At 57.1% G+C, this 15,591-nt stretch carries 16 protein-coding genes; 9 read left to right on the forward strand and 7 right to left on the reverse strand.

Going from position 1 to position 15,591, the window contains the following annotated elements; translation table 11 throughout:
- Window positions 1-640 precede the first annotated feature (640 nt).
- From CHH27_RS01290 to rpsU, 5 genes are all read left to right on the forward strand, one after another.
- On the forward strand, window positions 641-2,335 hold the full coding sequence (locus tag CHH27_RS01290; protein ID WP_094069967.1) for a methyltransferase domain-containing protein: 1,695 nt from the start codon (window positions 641-643) through the stop codon (window positions 2,333-2,335).
- A gap of 82 nt (window positions 2,336-2,417) precedes the next feature.
- On the forward strand, window positions 2,418-3,605 hold the full coding sequence (gene metK / locus CHH27_RS01295) for a methionine adenosyltransferase (protein ID WP_094069968.1): 1,188 nt from the start codon (window positions 2,418-2,420) through the stop codon (window positions 3,603-3,605).
- Window positions 3,517-3,873, forward strand: a complete 357-nt coding sequence (locus CHH27_RS28595; RefSeq protein ID WP_371681808.1) for a transglutaminase family protein — start codon at window positions 3,517-3,519, stop codon at window positions 3,871-3,873. Before metK ends, CHH27_RS28595 begins: the two co-directional genes overlap by 89 nt.
- Window positions 3,874-4,551: 678 nt before the next feature.
- Window positions 4,552-4,713, forward strand: coding sequence for a hypothetical protein (locus tag CHH27_RS27515; protein ID WP_157738642.1), 162 nt, complete (start codon window positions 4,552-4,554; stop codon window positions 4,711-4,713).
- 89 nt (window positions 4,714-4,802) lie between these two features.
- Window positions 4,803-5,051 (forward strand): 30S ribosomal protein S21, encoded by a 249-nt coding sequence (gene rpsU, locus CHH27_RS01310; RefSeq protein WP_094074449.1) that lies wholly within the window; start codon window positions 4,803-4,805, stop codon window positions 5,049-5,051.
- Between the two features lie 251 nt (window positions 5,052-5,302).
- Here the strand turns inward: rpsU and CHH27_RS01315 are convergent, their stop codons facing one another.
- A complete protein-coding gene (locus tag CHH27_RS01315) occupies window positions 5,303-5,620 on the reverse strand; it encodes a GFA family protein (RefSeq protein ID WP_094069969.1) in 318 nt (105 codons plus the stop codon).
- 342 nt (window positions 5,621-5,962) lie between these two features.
- On the opposite strand from CHH27_RS01315, the gene CHH27_RS01320 reads away from it, so the two are divergent.
- The 4 genes from CHH27_RS01320 to CHH27_RS01335 all read left to right on the forward strand — a co-directional run bounded on the left by CHH27_RS01320 (window position 5,963) and on the right by CHH27_RS01335 (window position 8,381).
- Window positions 5,963-6,172, forward strand: a complete 210-nt coding sequence (locus CHH27_RS01320) for a cold-shock protein (RefSeq protein WP_094069970.1) — start codon at window positions 5,963-5,965, stop codon at window positions 6,170-6,172.
- 158 nt (window positions 6,173-6,330) lie between these two features.
- Window positions 6,331-6,519, forward strand: a complete 189-nt coding sequence (locus CHH27_RS01325; protein WP_157738643.1) for a hypothetical protein — start codon at window positions 6,331-6,333, stop codon at window positions 6,517-6,519.
- Window positions 6,520-6,576: 57 nt separating this feature from the next.
- Window positions 6,577-7,635 (forward strand): fatty acid desaturase, encoded by a 1,059-nt coding sequence (locus CHH27_RS01330; protein WP_094069972.1) that lies wholly within the window; start codon window positions 6,577-6,579, stop codon window positions 7,633-7,635.
- A 2-nt stretch (window positions 7,636-7,637) separates the two neighbouring features.
- Window positions 7,638-8,381, forward strand: a complete 744-nt coding sequence (locus CHH27_RS01335) for a serine protease (protein ID WP_094069973.1) — start codon at window positions 7,638-7,640, stop codon at window positions 8,379-8,381.
- A 197-nt stretch (window positions 8,382-8,578) separates the two neighbouring features.
- Here the strand turns inward: CHH27_RS01335 and CHH27_RS01340 are convergent, their stop codons facing one another.
- From CHH27_RS01340 to CHH27_RS01365, 6 genes are all read right to left on the reverse strand, one after another.
- Complete coding sequence (locus tag CHH27_RS01340) at window positions 8,579-9,760, reverse strand: amidohydrolase (RefSeq protein ID WP_094069974.1); 1,182 nt, start codon at window positions 9,758-9,760, stop codon at window positions 8,579-8,581.
- A 151-nt stretch (window positions 9,761-9,911) separates the two neighbouring features.
- On the reverse strand, window positions 9,912-10,862 hold the full coding sequence (locus CHH27_RS01345) for an acetamidase/formamidase family protein (RefSeq protein WP_094069975.1): 951 nt from the start codon (window positions 10,860-10,862) through the stop codon (window positions 9,912-9,914).
- On the reverse strand, window positions 10,859-11,650 hold the full coding sequence (locus CHH27_RS01350) for a FadR/GntR family transcriptional regulator (RefSeq protein ID WP_094069976.1): 792 nt from the start codon (window positions 11,648-11,650) through the stop codon (window positions 10,859-10,861). Before CHH27_RS01350 ends, CHH27_RS01345 begins: the two co-directional genes overlap by 4 nt.
- Before the next feature lie 33 nt (window positions 11,651-11,683).
- Window positions 11,684-12,694, reverse strand: a complete 1,011-nt coding sequence (locus CHH27_RS01355; RefSeq protein ID WP_247646176.1) for an ABC transporter ATP-binding protein — start codon at window positions 12,692-12,694, stop codon at window positions 11,684-11,686.
- Complete coding sequence (locus CHH27_RS01360) at window positions 12,691-14,628, reverse strand: dipeptide/oligopeptide/nickel ABC transporter permease/ATP-binding protein (protein WP_094069977.1); 1,938 nt, start codon at window positions 14,626-14,628, stop codon at window positions 12,691-12,693. Before CHH27_RS01360 ends, CHH27_RS01355 begins: the two co-directional genes overlap by 4 nt.
- Entirely contained in the window at window positions 14,628-15,572 is a 945-nt protein-coding gene (locus tag CHH27_RS01365; RefSeq protein WP_094069978.1) for an ABC transporter permease, read from the reverse strand. The genes CHH27_RS01360 and CHH27_RS01365 overlap by 1 nt, the downstream gene beginning before the upstream one ends.
- Window positions 15,573-15,591 lie beyond the last annotated feature (19 nt).

Raw genomic sequence — 15,591 nt, forward strand, 5'->3', positions numbered from 1 at the left:
TCGGGGAGTTCCAGACTTCTCGGTTGCCGACCGAGCCACCAACGTCTGCGCTTTGCCGTCAAGCGTGAACGTGTCGCCGGTCGCCGGGGACCCATCCCACCTTCGATGTAGGCACTTCGGAGAAGGTTGAGCAGTTCATGCATAGCATCGCGGATAGAAAGAGGTTTTGGCGCTCGTTCCACGACAGCCTCGCAGAAGACGCGGTGTGTTGCAGAGGGCTGTCAGAAAAGTTTTGTAAAAAAAATAATTTATAAAATACAAATAGTTATAGAGGCGTCTCTCTCTGTTTTGCGGGCATTTCCCCGGCCGGCTGTTGTAATGAACCGGGTGTTTGTTAAGGTCGCGCCACTTCCTGGCTGATGGGCGCGCCCCATTTGCATGGTTCATCGAGGCTCCAATCGCTTCGCCCATCATTTTGCGGCCGTCTTGAGCTGCAGTTGCGCGTCTTTTGCCTCTGGGTCCGGCACCCGGCCTACACTTGTCAGGCCTGTATGCCTTCATTGGTGCTTCGCGGCACGTCATTGCCGGATCTGAAACTAAACAGTTCTGTTTTGCGCCGCCCTTCCTGGGGGGCGTACGAGCGCGTGCGCGCCGCGGCCCGCTTGGGCCGTTTGAACCGACCACAAAGGGGATTGATTGCATGCAGTCTGAACAGTTGGCGACAAATGCCGAGCTGCATCTGGACGAGCAGACCTATGGCTTGGATCCGACGGCGGACCGGGAAACCGACCTCTACCGCGGCGAATACATCATGGCCTTTGTCGAAAAGTGGGATGAACTCATCGACTGGGAGGCGCGGGCTGACAGCGAAGGCCAGTTTTTCATGGATGTGTTGCGCGCCCGGGGCAAGGAAAGTGTCCTGGACGTTGCCACCGGCACGGGCTTTCATTCGGTCCGCCTGACCGGGTCCGGCTTCAATGTCACCTCCGCGGACGGATCTGCCGCGATGCTGGCCAAAGCCTTTGAAAACGGCCAGAAACGCGGCATGATCCTGAAGACCGTCCAGGCGGACTGGCGCTGGCTCAACCGTGACATTCAGGGCAAATACGACGCCATCATTTGCCTTGGCAATTCCTTCACGCATCTGCATCAGGAAAGCGACCGCCGCAGGGCTCTGGCAGAGTTCTACGCGGCCCTGAAGCATGACGGTATCCTGATCATCGATCAGCGCAACTACGATGCGATGCTCGACAACAAGGATTATTCCAACAAACACAAATACTACTACGCTGGTGAGAAAGTCAGGGCGGAGCCGGAGTATCTGGACGAAGGGCTCGCACGCTTCAAATACAGCTTTCCCGATGGTGCCGAATACACTCTCAACATGTGTCCGGTGCGCAAGAACTACATGCGCAAACTGTTGTCAGAAGCCGGTTTTGAGCGGGTCCGCACCTATGGCGACTTTCAGGAAACCTATGCTGAGAGCGAACCCGACTTTTTTATCCATATCGCGGAGAAGTCCAGTCTGCATCTTGCGCGCTGGGGCGGGGCACCGCTGGAGGAGGGCAAGCAGGACATCCGGGAGGTCGCGGAAACTTACTATGACAGCGACGATGCGGACACGTTCTACAGCATCGTCTGGGGTGGGCAGGATCTGCATATCGGCCTCTACGACACGACCAGCAACATCCGCGACGCGTCAGACCTCACCATTGATGCAATGGTCAATATGCTCCCCAACCTGGACAGCAATGCGACGGTGCTCGACATCGGCTCCGGGTACGGCGGGGCCATGCGCAAGGTGGTCAAGCAATCCGGCTGTGAAGCGATCTGCCTGAACATTTCCGATGTCCAGAACGACACCAACCGGCACCGCAATGTTCAACAGGGTTTCAAGGACAGGATACGCGTCGTTCACGGTGTCTTTGAGGACATACCGGAAAAGGCCGAAAGTGTTGAGATCGTCTGGAGCCAGGATGCAATTTTGCACTCCGACCAGCGTGATCAGGTTCTCAAGGAAGTGCATCGCGTTCTGAAACCGGGCGGATACTTCATTTTCACCGATCCAATGCAGGCCGACGATGCCGACCCGGCCGCACTTCAGCCCGTCTACGATCGCTTGCAGCTCAACAGCCTTGGCTCCTTCCGCTTCTATCGCGAAGCGGCGTCCGCGCTTGGCTTCGAGATCACGGAACAGCAAGACATGACCGACCAGCTCAGGAACCACTACCACAGGGTCCGCGAAGAACTGCTGGCGAACTACGACCGGCTGCTTAGCGAAGGGGCATCTGCGGCATATCTCGACAAGATGGCAGCGGGTCTCCAGAACTGGGTCGACAGTGCGGATGCCGGGCAACTGGCCTGGGGTATCCAGCTGTTCCGGAAACCCGAATAGCTTTCCAGACATGTGAACCCTGCCGGTCGCCGATCATACGGCGGGCAGGGGGCAACGATTTCCCAATCACAAGGAGTGCGCAATGACGCAAGACACCTGGCTGTTCACCAGCGAATCCGTATCTGAGGGCCATCCGGACAAGGTTTGCGACCGGATTTCCGACACCATTCTGGACGCTTTCCTGGCTGAAGATCCAGATGCCCGTGTCGCCTGTGAAACCCTGACCACGACCAACCATGTGACTGTCGCCGGTGAGGTCCGTGGCCCCCAGAAAGTTCTCGAGAGTGTCGAGGACCTGGTTCGCGCGGCCGTCAAGGATATCGGCTACGAACAGGACGGGTTCCATTGGAAGACCATGGAAGTTGTCAACCGCCTGCATCAGCAGTCGGCCGACATTGCCATGGGCGTTGATGAAGGCGACAAGGGCGAAGAAGGCGCCGGTGACCAGGGCATCATGTTCGGTTACGCCTGCAACGAGACGGAAGAGCTGATGCCCATGCCGATCCTCCTGTCGCACAAGATTCTGCGCACCATGGCCGAGGCTCGAAAGGCCGGCAGGGAACAGCGCCTTCAACCGGATTCCAAGAGCCAGGTGACCTTGAAATACGAAAAAGGGCGTCCTGTTGGGATCGATGCGGTCGTCGTCTCGACACAGCACGGTGAGAATGTCAGCCAGGAAGAGGTGCGTGAGGCAGTTCTGCCTTTTATTCTAAACGCATTGCCGGTCGGCTGGGCGGTTCCTGAAAACCGGATTTACATCAATCCGACAGGACGTTTTGTCATTGGCGGCCCGGACGGCGATGCCGGACTGACCGGCCGGAAAATCATTGTCGACACCTATGGCGGTGCCGCTCCGCATGGCGGAGGGGCGTTCTCCGGCAAAGACCCGACAAAGGTCGACCGGTCGGCCGCATACGCGTCGCGCTACCTCGCCAAGAATGTGGTCGCGGCAGGCCTTGCCGACAAATGCCTGATCCAGCTCGCCTATGCGATTGGTGTCCCGGATCCGGTCGCTGTCTATGTCGATACGCAGGGAACAGGCAAGGTGGACGAGGTTGCGCTTGGAAAGACGCTTCGGGAGATGGTTCGCCTGACCCCTCGCGGTATCCGTGAACAGCTTGGATTGACCAAACCCATTTATGCGCGGACCGCAGCTTACGGACACTTCGGACGGACGCCCGATGAGGACGGTGGCTTCGGTTGGGAAAAGACCGATATCGCCGACGACCTGGCCCGGCACTTCGGAGCCCGGGCCGACGCGGCCGAATAATCCAAAAAACTGCCCCGGTGCGCTGCGCGCCGGGGCCCGCCTTTTTCCCAATACGCCCGGGAACGAATTGGGCCGGTTCTGGGGGGTGAACGTCCAAACGATCTGCGACTTTGTACACAATCATGTGCGTTTCGGTCACGAAAATTCCCGGTCTACCCGGACGGCTGCCGAAACGCTAAACGAAGGTGTGGGTGTTTGTCGAGACTACGCGCATCTTGCAAGCACATTGTGCCGCAGCTTGAATATCCCCGCACGGTATTGCGCCTGATATGTTGGTGACATTGCCCAGAAACCACCCTGTCCGCCAATGGATTCAGCTGCTTGGATGGAAATTTATCTTGGTGGCAAATGGTGGACGTTTGATCCGCGCAACAACGATATCCGCTTAGGAAGAGTGCTTATTGCCCGCAGGCGAGGTGCCGCTGACACACAGTTTTGGCCAGCACAAACGCGTCGATTTCCAAGTGTGGATCGATCAGATAGAGGAAATACCCTGACTCACCTTGCGCCGAAAGGCATTCCAGGTACCATGACCGCGGTCGATCTTGTCATAAGAACTCTGTGGGCGCGCTTATCTTTGCGCTGAACGCGTTTTCTCCAATCAATCTCGATTTAACCGATGCAGTGTGCTTTTGGCGCATTGTTCTCTGCTGATTGACGGGAACTTGTTACGACCACCGGAACGGAAAAGCTCATAAATACCAACAAGGTCTTCGGCTTTATCCAGCCCGAAGAAGGTGCCTCGGACGTTTTTGACAACATCACTGATTTATTAAGCCGGTATCTTGTCGCTGGTTTAAGGTCAAAAAGTTGAGTTTCACGTCGTCAAGGACAAACGTTCTGGCAAATCTGCTGCTGGCAAACTTCAGGCAGCTTAAGCTCGCATCCTCGCCCGCGACCAGGGATCTCCTGGCATGGAGCACTGGGAAGATTGAAAAGGTAAATCATGCCACGAAAGCCAAACTACAGCTTTGAACGGTCCGAACGGGACAAGGCGAAAGCCGCTAAAAAGGCTGAACGCCTGAAAGCCAAGACTGAAAAGGCGGAGGCACGCAATGCCGGTCTGCAGAAGGACGGCAGCGCCGAAAGCTCCGATCAGGGCGAATAGCTAATCTGAATTAGGGACACGAAAAACAGGGGATGGCCGAAGGCGATCTCGAGACCAAAACGAAACCGTGGGCATCGATAGGAAATCAATTGCAGATTACTGTACACAACAATGACGTGGAAAAAGCACTTCGGGTCCTTAAGAAGAAACTCCAGCGGGAGGGTGTTTTCCGGGAAATGAAAGCCAGACGCGCGTATGAAAAGCCTTCTGAAAAACGCGCTCGCGAGAAGGGTGAAGCCGTCCGGAGAAACCGCAAGGCAGCTCGTAAACTCGCACAACGCGAAGGTCTGATCCCGATGAAGAAACGTGCGGCTCCGGCTGGCCGCGGACGTGGCTAACAGGGCGCTTGCGACACGAAGCCAATCACACTCTTGTTGGACCTGGAACAGTTACACAAAACTGGCTGGCACAATGCTGGAGTGCTGGCCCTCTTGATGTAGGGTTAGAGGGCTGGCCTTGCAGCCGCTTCTGACATTTCATGACAAAACAAAGCGCTTGAGACGCATCGGTATCGGGACGAGCCCGATGCCGATAAATTCGCTGATGTCGGCCTAAAACTGATACCGCAGAAATAGCAAAATTCTTTGAATTAGGCTGGCATTTTATCTGATTTCGGCAAACTGGAATCCATTTGATCCCACGGCTGTGCGCTTTTCACGTAAATGTCACGGCTAGGTTCATACCAGCTCGGATCATCCAAACTACCCGCAAACAGTATCATTGCGCCGGGATTTGCCTTGTTGATCAGAAACAGCGGTGACCCACATTCAAAGCAGAAGCCGCGAAGCATTGCATGGCCGCGATCAGCATGGCGCTCGAACCACTTTGGTACCCCTTTTTCGAGCTTAAAATCTGTCTGTTTCGCCAGCACTGCTTCAAAAGCGCACTTCCATTTGTCTGCTGGCAATCACGCCCACTACATCGGTTGAAACACAGGTTCGTACACCTCAGAAGTGTTGAATTGGGCCTAGTTAATCGCAGTGTAGCGCGGAAAGAATAGTCTTCGCTAAATATTGTTGCCTCCCAAAATCTTCTGGAATGGTAGAAATATTCGAGAATAATCTTGCGGCCGGCCTTGTTCTGACTGCGTTTCCCACCTATATCTTCAGATATCGATTTTGCTTGACGAACTTTGTCTCTGCGCACACGGCGCCTCGTACGATCTTCCCTTTCAACGTCGACTTATTCGCTGTGGTGCACTTTTGAGCGTGCCGCGGAAGTTCTCATGACCGATTGAAAGGAAATCGTTATGACCGTCGGAACCGTAAAATTCTTCAATGCCACAAAAGGCTTCGGTTTTATCCAGCCTGAAGACGGGGCGCCGGACGTTTTCGTCCACATCTCAGCCGTCGAGCGCGCCGGGATGCAACCGCTTGTCGAAGGTCAGAAAGTCAGCTTTGACGTGGTCCAGGACAGCCGTTCCGGCAAGTCTTCTGCTGACAATTTGCAGGAAGCTTGATCCCCGTCCCCGGTCTTTGACCACGGATGTACTGGCATGGACCACAAGGATGGGTGGAAAGGCCGGGAGTTTCCCGGCCTTTTTGCGTTCCCAACCCAAAAGGAAGCAGAGCAATGGGCCCCGCGAACAAGCTCGGCAAACTTGGCAAGACACAGCGGATGACCGCTGAAACCAAGGCAGATGTGACAAAAAAAGTTTCATTGGAGATTTCGCGTACGGAGGCCGAACAGAGACGGTTCAAGACCGAGAAGCTCAGGGCCGCCAGGCTTGCGCTTCAAGAAGAACCACCGCGTGCCGAACCAAAAGCCAAGCGGAAAGGCGGCGGGAAAACGCTACCCAAAGCCTAGTGGTTGAAAGACTGGAATGCACGCTGCCTTGAAGCAAAACAGAGGGTAACCTCGAAAATGACCAAATGCTCAATTGAGCCCGGGCAGCAGCAATACAATCGTGCCTGGACCACAGTTCTGGCGCGCTATCGGCAGCCAAGTCCGATGCGTAGCGCACGCGAAATTGCGATAACTGTATTGTGTTTTGTCGCACTGTGGACCGCCGCTGTGGTGACCATTCTCCACGTTGGCTGGTGGGGCCTTGTCTTTACGATTCCCACAGCGGGCTTCCTGGTCCGTCTATTCATCTTGCAGCATGATTGCGGTCACGGAACGCTGTTTGCGCATCGCAGTCTGAACAACTGGATCGGCCGTCTGATCGGTGTTTTCACGTGGGCGCCTTATGATTACTGGCGCCGAACCCACGCTGTTCACCATGCGTCAGCCGGAAACCTTGACCGTCGGGGTATCGGAGACATTGATACTCTCACTGTGCGCGAGTACCGGAAACTCTCACGTTGGGCGCGTGTTCGCTATCGGCTCTATCGGCACCCACTGATCATGTTCGGACTTGGGCCGGCTTGGCTGTTCATATGCCAATACAGGCTGCCGATTGGTCTCATGCGCGCCGGGACGCAGCCATGGCTCTCCACGATTGCCACCAATATCGGAATTGCGCTGCCAGTCGCAGCAATGATCTGGTTGATAGGTCTTGGCCCTTTTCTCGCTGTTCAGGTTCCTGTGACGCTGATGGCTGCTACGATCGGCGTTTGGCTTTTCTACGTTCAGCATCAGTTTGAGGAGACACACTGGGAAGAACAGGACAACTGGGTGTTTCAACAGGCCGCCTTGCATGGCAGTTCATATTATGTGCTACCTCGTCCAATTCAGTGGATCACCGGCAACATCGGCATACATCACGTGCATCACCTGGCCGCCGGAATTCCGTTTTACAGGCTACCCGAGGTTCTGCAGGACTTTCCGGAATTGCAGAGTGTGAACCGGATCACGTTTCTTGAAAGCTTGAATTGCGTGAAATTCGTCCTCTGGGACGAGAGCAGAAAGCGCCTTATTACCTTCCGGGATGAAAAGGCCACGCGCGCAACTGCCGCAATGGGCGACGAAAAGGCACACTGACCGTGATTGAGACAATCCTTCTTACGGCTGCGCGCATACTGACGCTCAATCAGGGCTCCGTCCTGACCAATGCTACAGGTTTCTTCTTTCAAAGGGACGAGCGGCTTTATCTCGTGAGCAGCAGGCACGTGTTCATAGATGAAACGAGCAGACATCGTCCCGACGCGTTCCAGATTGAACTTCATGTATCTGCTGAAGATGTAGCGCAGACCATCCATTTCCTGATCCCACTTTATCACGACGGCAATGCATTGTGGCGTGAGGGGTTCGATCGTGGCGGCCTCATCGACGTGGCACTGATCGAGCTCGATAAACACCGTTTGCCGGAACAATGCGTGTTGCACGCGTTCAGCGAAGCGCATTTGATCGATCCCGCAGCGAACCAGCCGGAAGTTGGAGAACGACTTCTCATTCCCGGATACCCGCTCGGCTTTTCCGACACATTGCATGCATTGCCGGTCGTAAGACACGCGATTATCGCTTCTTCCTTCGGGATGCGTTTTCAGGGCCAGGGCTACTTTCTAACCGATGCTCGGACACATCGCGGCAGCAGCGGTGCTCCGGTGCTGATGTACTCGAAGCATGGTGAGATCGGCGACGGAACATTGAATTGCCACCTGATTGGCATCCATTCGGCGCGGCTCGATGTCGTGACCCGGGATGTTACCGTAGACGAAGCTCTTGGTCTCAATTGCGCATGGTATGCAGACGTGTTGATGACTTTGACGGAAGACAATTCAGAGTAGTTGCTTGTGTGGAACACCCAAACGGTGGACCTATCGTCTAACGTGACAACAGGACGAACAAACCTGCCTTCATTGCAATGAACGGCTGCTTCCAGGAATAGACCGTGGAACAAGGTCTCTCACCGTTCGCGCGAAGGCTAGCGCCCCCGGTAAAGCCATGAACACCAAAAAATTCCTGCATCGCTAGCGCGCAAGATTTATGTGTTGTCTTCGAGGCTTTTCACCCTGTTGAGTTCTTCACCGGACAAGCCGAACTGAACCAGATTGGAAAACATGGTAATGCCGGGCATCAGAAGGTCGTCGGGAAAATCATAGTCGGGGTTGTGCAGGTCGGGCAGGGTTTCGCCGGCTCCCAAACCGAACATACCGCCTTTAAAGCGATTGGTGAGTTCGCCGAAGTCTTCCCCCCAGCGAAACGGCTTGTCGATCAGCAAAAACTCTGCCTCTGCCTGCACAGATGCCGCCTTGATCATGTCGAATGAAAGCTGGCTGTTGGTGTTGGCGGCAAACTCCTCCCGGGTTTCAAAGTCGAACGCCAGGCCATAGTCATCAGCCAGGTTTCGCGCAAAAGCTGACAGGTCATCCCACATGCTTTCAACGACGGCACCTTGTGCGGCTCGCAAGGTGAAATGCACTTCACCATATCCCGGGCAAACGCCTGACGCCTGAACGCCCATTTCGGTGTAGACCGGGACAATCAGCGCATAGGCCGCCGGCGTGTCGTAATTCGCCTGGATCTGCCGCGCCTTCAGGGTCAGTTCCGCCATGGCAAAGGAGGGGCTGGCGCCGGTTTCCGGTTGTGCGCTGTGGGCTTCCTTGCCGGAAAATGTCACAGCTACATATTTCACCGCCGAGGCAAAGGTTCCGGTCTTGCAGATCACCGAGCCCTTTGAAAATCCCGGCAAATTGTGCAAGGCGAAGACATAGTCGGGCTGGATCTGTTTGAAGTTCGGATGCAGGCAGCAGTTTCGTGCGCCTGTTCCAGTTTCTTCGTCGGGCTGAAACAACAGGACGACGCGCCCCTTTGCGGGCCGCTCGACGAGTGTCTGGGCAAGACCTGCCAAAATGGCCATATGTCCGTCATGACCGCATTTGTGGCCGACGCCGTCGTACTGCGACCTGTAGTCGATGTCGCTGTTGATTTCATGGATCGGCAAGGCATCCAGCTCCGCGCGGATCATCACCGTCTTTCCGGAAGCCGAACCATTGTAGACGGCCGCAAAACCGGCCCCATCCAGCTCAATAAACTCGTCTGGCGCAGCATGCTCGGCCAGAAAGGCACGCATGTGCTTTGCCGTTTCAAACTCTTCGCGTGACACTTCCGGGTGAGCATGCAGCCAATGGCGCAGTTGGACTAACTGGTTGAGATCTATCGCCAAGGGTCAGGGTCCTCTTGAAACGGGGCGGGAGAATTTTGACTGTCGTCAGCGTTTCTGGATGTTCACTTAGTACTGCTGTTCGAACGCGCCACGCAACAGCAACGCGGGCAAGCCGGGCGAAAGTCGCCCGGATGTTTATCCATGAACCGGTTCAGCCCAGCACGATCCGGGGAAAGTAGAACGAAACGACCCAGTTCGGGGCGTCGACGATTTCGGAGATCCTCAGGTCGCCACAGACGGAACAAAGCATATAGGCGTCGTCGGCCGACATTGACGTCATTCGGGTCAGGTGCTCGATCATGCCGCTGACGCTGTCCCTTGCTGCACTCGCAAGGTCCGGGCCGATGCCCGTTGTGACTTCGTAGCCGCGTTTATCCAGATGGCTGGTGACAGGGCCGGGCACGGTGAAACGGGGAAATGGCGGAGCTCCGCCCTTGATGACGTCCAGTGAGACGACAGCATCCATCGCACTTTCAATCGCCGTACCGCAGACTTCCCCATCCCCCTGAGCGGCATGGGTATCGCCAAGGGAGAGCAATGCCCCGGGTACTTCGACCGGCAGATAAAGCGTTGCACCCGCTGCCAGATCGCGAATGTCCATATTGCCGCCAACCCTGCGCGGCGGAATGACCGAATGGGGCCCAGGGTCTTTGGGGGCAACACCGATCGTGCCAACAAACGGCTTTAAGGGCACCTGGGCCAGATCCGAATAAACGGCCGGCTGGAGCGCGCTGGTTTCATATTGCCACAGCTTCAGGGCCGGGTGTGGAAACTGATCCGCCAGGAGACCGAAACCTGGCAGGATCGCGGTCCAGCCGAAACCGCTCGGCACAAATTCTTCGATGTGCACCACAAGCGCATCGCCGGGGTCTGCCCCGTCCACGTATATCGGTCCTGTCACCGGATTGGCGCATTCCGGACGCAGCGTTGCGATGTCGGCGAGCGTGCTTTTGTCGGTAAAGTGTCCTCCTGCGGCATCCTTGCACTCGACCAGCAATCGGTCGCCGGGTTTGGCAAATTGAACCGGCTCGATCGACCGGTCCCAGCCGAAATGCGTGTGGCATCGATGAATGGTGTGAGCCGCAAGGCCATGCGTGCTCATCCGTCTTGCTCCCTGTCGGCCGGCCCAAGGCGGCCCGGCGACCGCATGGCGGCGCGCTCAAGCATGTATTTTTCCGCTTCCATCATGTGTCCGCGCATAATCATGCGACACAGCTCGCCGTCTCCGGACTTCATCGCCCTGAGCAAGCGGACCTGATAATGCAGCCCGGTTTCGCGCAAGGCCGGATTGGGCTCTTTGTAGATTGACCGGCACACGGTCATGTCTCGCAACAGGCTGAGCAGAAAGCGGCAGGTAAAAGCGAGAATCGGATTGCCGCAATGACGGGTCAGTTCCTCGTGAAAGTCCAACTCCGCCAGCCGCTGCGCATATTCTTCTTCAGCCGTTCTGGGTTCGTCTTCATAAAGCCGGATACAGCCCTGAAGAGCTTGAAAAGCCTCTTCGGTCAGACTTCCGGCGACGGAAGCTGCCAGTTCCGGTTCCAGCTGCTTGCGCAATGTGTAGATATCTGAGATTGACGGCGGATTGAACAGAAACAGGTTGTCCAGAAGACCGATCGCCTCTCCAGGTTCGACGGCCGATACGAAAACGCCTCCACCCGGTCCGCTTCTCGTCGAAATGAGCCCCTGAAACTCCAGGACTTTCAACGCTTCCCGCAGCGTGCCGCGGGATACTTTCACGGCATCCGGCAACAACCACTCAGCGGGAATTCTGTCGCCCGGTTGCAGCCCGGCCGCCACAATTTGCTCGCGGATCTGTTGAGCCACCATATCGGGGCGGCGCTGCCGCTTCCGTGGTTTTGTTTCAGACGCCAGGTCGAGGTTTTTCATAGCCGGATGAACTTGTTTGCCTGTTCCCAAAGCCTATGCGCGAGTCAGCGGATGATAGCAAGCTGCCACATGGCCGGCGCCTTGGCCGGACGCTTCCCTCCGCGCCGGTTTGGACGCCAGGCACACATCCGACTTGCGCCCACACCGGGCAGCAAAGGCGCATCCCGGCGGCGGATTGTAAGGATCGGGCAGCTCCGCGTCCGCATCCTCCGACATCAATTCGTGCCGCCCGGGGGCTGGCGCGGAGCGCATCAATAGCTCCGTATAGGGGTGCAACGTTTCGGTAAAGACATCCGTGGCCGTGCCAAGTTCGACAAGCCGCCCGAAATACATCACCGCAACCCGGTCGCTGACGCTCTCAACCACCGACAGGTCGTGACTAATGAAGACATAGGTCAGACCAAATCGATCCTTCAAGTCATCCAGCAAATTCAGGACCTGCGCCTGTACGGAAACGTCGAGCGCCGACACCGGTTCATCCAGCACAACAAGCTCCGGTCCTGCGGCCAGAGCGCGCGCGATTCCGATACGTTGCGCTTGTCCACCTGAAAACTCGTGCGGATACCGATCCAGAAATTCCGGCGCCAGATTGACCGCGTCCAGCAATTCGGCCAGCCGCTTCTGACGCCCCGTGGCATCGAGATCCGTCAGGTGTTTGAGGGGCGCTTCCAGAATGGTTCTGATCGTCTTGCGGGGGTTCAACGAGGCGACCGGGTCCTGAAAGACGTACTGAACCTTGCGTGCCAGGGCCGTGCGATCCGTTTTCGCCAGCGCCGCCAAATCCTCGCCGTTAAACGTGATCCGGCCGGCCGTCGGCAGGTCAAGCCCGACGACCAGCCGGGCCAGGGTGGACTTGCCGCAACCGGATTCGCCGACGATACCAAGCGTCTCGCCTTGCCGCACCTCCAGACTGAGGCCCTGAACGGCGTGGACAGCCGGCATCCGTCCCCCAAGCAGCTTGCGACCGCCGCCAAAAACCCGTTCTACATCGGCAATCGACAGGAGCACGCTGTCTTGCAATTCATCCATGGCTGACCTTGTCATGCCGGTGCTCCTGGCGTGAGGGGATAAAGACACCGAACACTGTGATCCTCAGATGTTGTGGCCAGGTCGATATGGCCTGTTCTGCATTCGGATCTGACCTTCGAGCACCGGTCGGCAAAAGCACATCCTGCAGGCAGGTTGTTGACAACCGGTGGCCGGCCCTCGATGGCATCAAGTCGCCGTCCGGGCTCACCAAGCACAGGGACGCATTCGATCAGCTTTGCCGTATAAGGGTGCTGCGGATTGGACAGAACATCGTCTGCCTTGCCGGTTTCAACAATCCGGCCCGCATACATGACCGCGACCCGGTCGCATAAGGCAGACACAACTCCAAAATCATGGGTGATGAACAGGATCGCCGCATTGCGCTCCCGCCGCAGCTGGTTCATCAGCGTCAGGATTTGCGACTGGACTGTCACATCAAGCGCTGTGGTGGGTTCGTCGGCAATAAGAAGCTTGGCGTCATTGGCAAGCGCCATGGCGATGCACACGCGCTGTCGCATCCCGCCCGACAATTCGTGAGGATAGGCAGACAGGCGCTCAGCCGGGTTGGGAATCCGGACCAGCGACAGGAGTTCGATCGCCTTGTCCCGGATTTGCGCGGCGGAGAGCGGCTGATGGGTGCCGATCGCCTCCTTGAGCTGATCGCCGACCGTGAACAGGGGATGCAAGGTCGAGAGCGGATCCTGGAAGACATAGGCCACGGACCCGCCGCGCAGCTCACGGATCCGGGTGTCGGATGCGGCAAACAGATCCTCTCCCTCAAGAAAGGCGGCTCCGCCTGCAATGCGTCCAGGCGGTGTGGGAACCAGTCCCATGATGGACATGGCGGTCACCGATTTTCCGGAGCCCGACTCCCCGACGAGCCCCAGGCATTCGCCCTCTTTCAGATTGAGATCAACACCGCCGACCGCCTTGTAAACCGATCCGCCGATCTGGAATTCGGTGCGCATGTCGCGCACATCCAGGACACCGCCATTGGCGGACGGTGCCGGAACGGGCTCTCCGTTCCGTTTGACCGCGGTGCGTGCCATCGGGCGCGTTAACGATCCGGAGCGCAGGCGCGGGTCCAGAACGTCGCGAACGCCGTCGCCGAACAAATTGATGCTCATGACAAGGATGAAGATCATGACGCCAGGCACAATGGAAACATGCGGGGCGGTGAACAGGATCTTGCGGCCTTCGCCCAGCATGGAGCCAAGATCCGCTTGCGGCGGCTGTGCTCCCAGGCCAAGGAAGGACAAGCCTGCCGTTTCAAGGATCATCCAGCCAACCGTTGTCGACATGGTGATCACAATCACCGGCAGGACATTGGGCAGGATTTCGATGAACAGGATCTGCGCGGGCGATTTCCCTGAAAGCCGGGCAGCGTCAACAAATTCCCGACGAGACAGGCCCAACGTGATCCCGCGTATGTTCCGGGCAAAGAAAGGGATGTTGACGAGGGCAATGGCGTAAAGCGCATTGAGTAGACCGGGCCCCAGAACCGCGACAATCGCGAGGGCCAGCAGGATATATGGAAAGGCCATCACCATATCGATCCCGCGCATGATTATGGCATCGACCCGGCCGCCGGCGTAACCAGCGACCAGCCCCAGAAGAGACCCGAAAAACGCCGCGATGATCGTTGCGGACAAGCCAACGGCAAGAGAAACCCGCGTGCCCCAGATCAGGCGTGACAAAAGATCCCGGCCCAGGTGATCCGTGCCAAGCAAGTGCCCGTCACTGAAAACCGGAAGCAGGCGGTTTGCCGGAGCCGTAACATCCGGGTTGGCCAAGGGCAGCAGCGGAGCTGCCAGCGCAATCAGGCAAACAGCGATCAGGATGACCAGTCCACATGTCGCCAGTGTGTTGTTCAACAGAAGAGAGAAAGTACCGGGTCTTGAGACTTTCGCAGAAGACTTCGCCGGCGTGCTCAGTGCAGTGTCCGTCATCAGCGCAGCCTCGGATCAATAATGGTCTGAATGACATCGGCCAGCAGATTGAAAAACACATAGGCCGCCGCGACGACGAGCACGCCCCCTTGCACAAGCAGCAGGTCACGGGTGGAGATGGCCTTGACCAGCATGGAGCCGATGCCCGGCCACTGGAACACGGTTTCGATGTAAACGGCCCCGCCTATGACGAAACCGGCCTGAATGCCGATCACCGGAATAACGCTCACCAGCGCAGCCTTGAATGCATGTTTGTAGATCACCTTGTTTTCGGAGAGACCCTTGGCGCGCGCGGTCCGGATGTAGTCCTGACGGAGCACCTCCAGCATGGCTGTCCGGGTCAGTCTGGCAATGACCCCGGTCGCAACGACGGACAAGGTCAGGGCAGGCAAGGCGAGATGATGGAGAAGGTCCGGCAGGTCCCCACCGCCATAGATGGCGTACATACCGGACGCCGGAAACAGTTTGAGTTTCACGGCAAAGATGAGGATCAACAGAAGTCCGAGCCAAAAGGATGGCGTTGAAATGCCGATCAGGACGAGGAGCGTAATGATCTTGTCGGTCCAGCCGAACTGTCTCACGGCAGAAACGATACCGGCCAGAAGTCCGAAGACGGAACACAGGACCAACGCGGTGCCAGCCAGAATGAGAGTTGCGGAAAAACGCTCCAGAACTTCGTCGAGAACCGGGCGGTTGAGCGTATAGGACCGGCCGAGGTCGCCCTGGAACAGATTGCCGATCCAAATGACGTATTGCTCCAGAAGGGTCTTATCCAGCCCGAGATCCTTGTTGAGCTTGGCAACGTTCTCCGGTGTCGCGTAAGACCCCAGAATGGCCGTTGCCGGGTCCCCAGGGATCATGGCCATGATCATAAAAACGATGATCGTTAGACCGAACAGGACCGGAATGGCGGCCAGAAGGCGTTTGGCAATGTAAGCGCCCAAGGCATTTCCCCCTCTTGTG

The organism is Labrenzia sp. VG12, assembly GCF_002237595.1.
Classification (GTDB): domain Bacteria; phylum Pseudomonadota; class Alphaproteobacteria; order Rhizobiales; family Stappiaceae; genus Roseibium.

Coding starts and splice junctions, on each gene's coding strand:
- CHH27_RS01290 (WP_094069967.1), top strand. CDS start 641: ATGCAGTCTGAACAGTTGGCGACAAATGCCGAGCTGCATCTGGACGAG.
- metK (WP_094069968.1), top strand. CDS start 2,418: ATGACGCAAGACACCTGGCTGTTCACCAGCGAATCCGTATCTGAGGGC.
- CHH27_RS28595 (WP_371681808.1), top strand. CDS start 3,517: ATGAGGACGGTGGCTTCGGTTGGGAAAAGACCGATATCGCCGACGACC.
- CHH27_RS27515 (WP_157738642.1), top strand. CDS start 4,552: ATGCCACGAAAGCCAAACTACAGCTTTGAACGGTCCGAACGGGACAAG.
- CHH27_RS01320 (WP_094069970.1), top strand. CDS start 5,963: ATGACCGTCGGAACCGTAAAATTCTTCAATGCCACAAAAGGCTTCGGT.
- CHH27_RS01325 (WP_157738643.1), top strand. CDS start 6,331: ATGACCGCTGAAACCAAGGCAGATGTGACAAAAAAAGTTTCATTGGAG.
- CHH27_RS01330 (WP_094069972.1), top strand. CDS start 6,577: ATGACCAAATGCTCAATTGAGCCCGGGCAGCAGCAATACAATCGTGCC.
- CHH27_RS01345 (WP_094069975.1), bottom strand. CDS start 10,862: ATGAGCACGCATGGCCTTGCGGCTCACACCATTCATCGATGCCACACG.
- CHH27_RS01350 (WP_094069976.1), bottom strand. CDS start 11,650: ATGAAAAACCTCGACCTGGCGTCTGAAACAAAACCACGGAAGCGGCAG.
- CHH27_RS01355 (WP_247646176.1), bottom strand. CDS start 12,694: ATGACAAGGTCAGCCATGGATGAATTGCAAGACAGCGTGCTCCTGTCG.
- CHH27_RS01360 (WP_094069977.1), bottom strand. CDS start 14,628: ATGACGGACACTGCACTGAGCACGCCGGCGAAGTCTTCTGCGAAAGTC.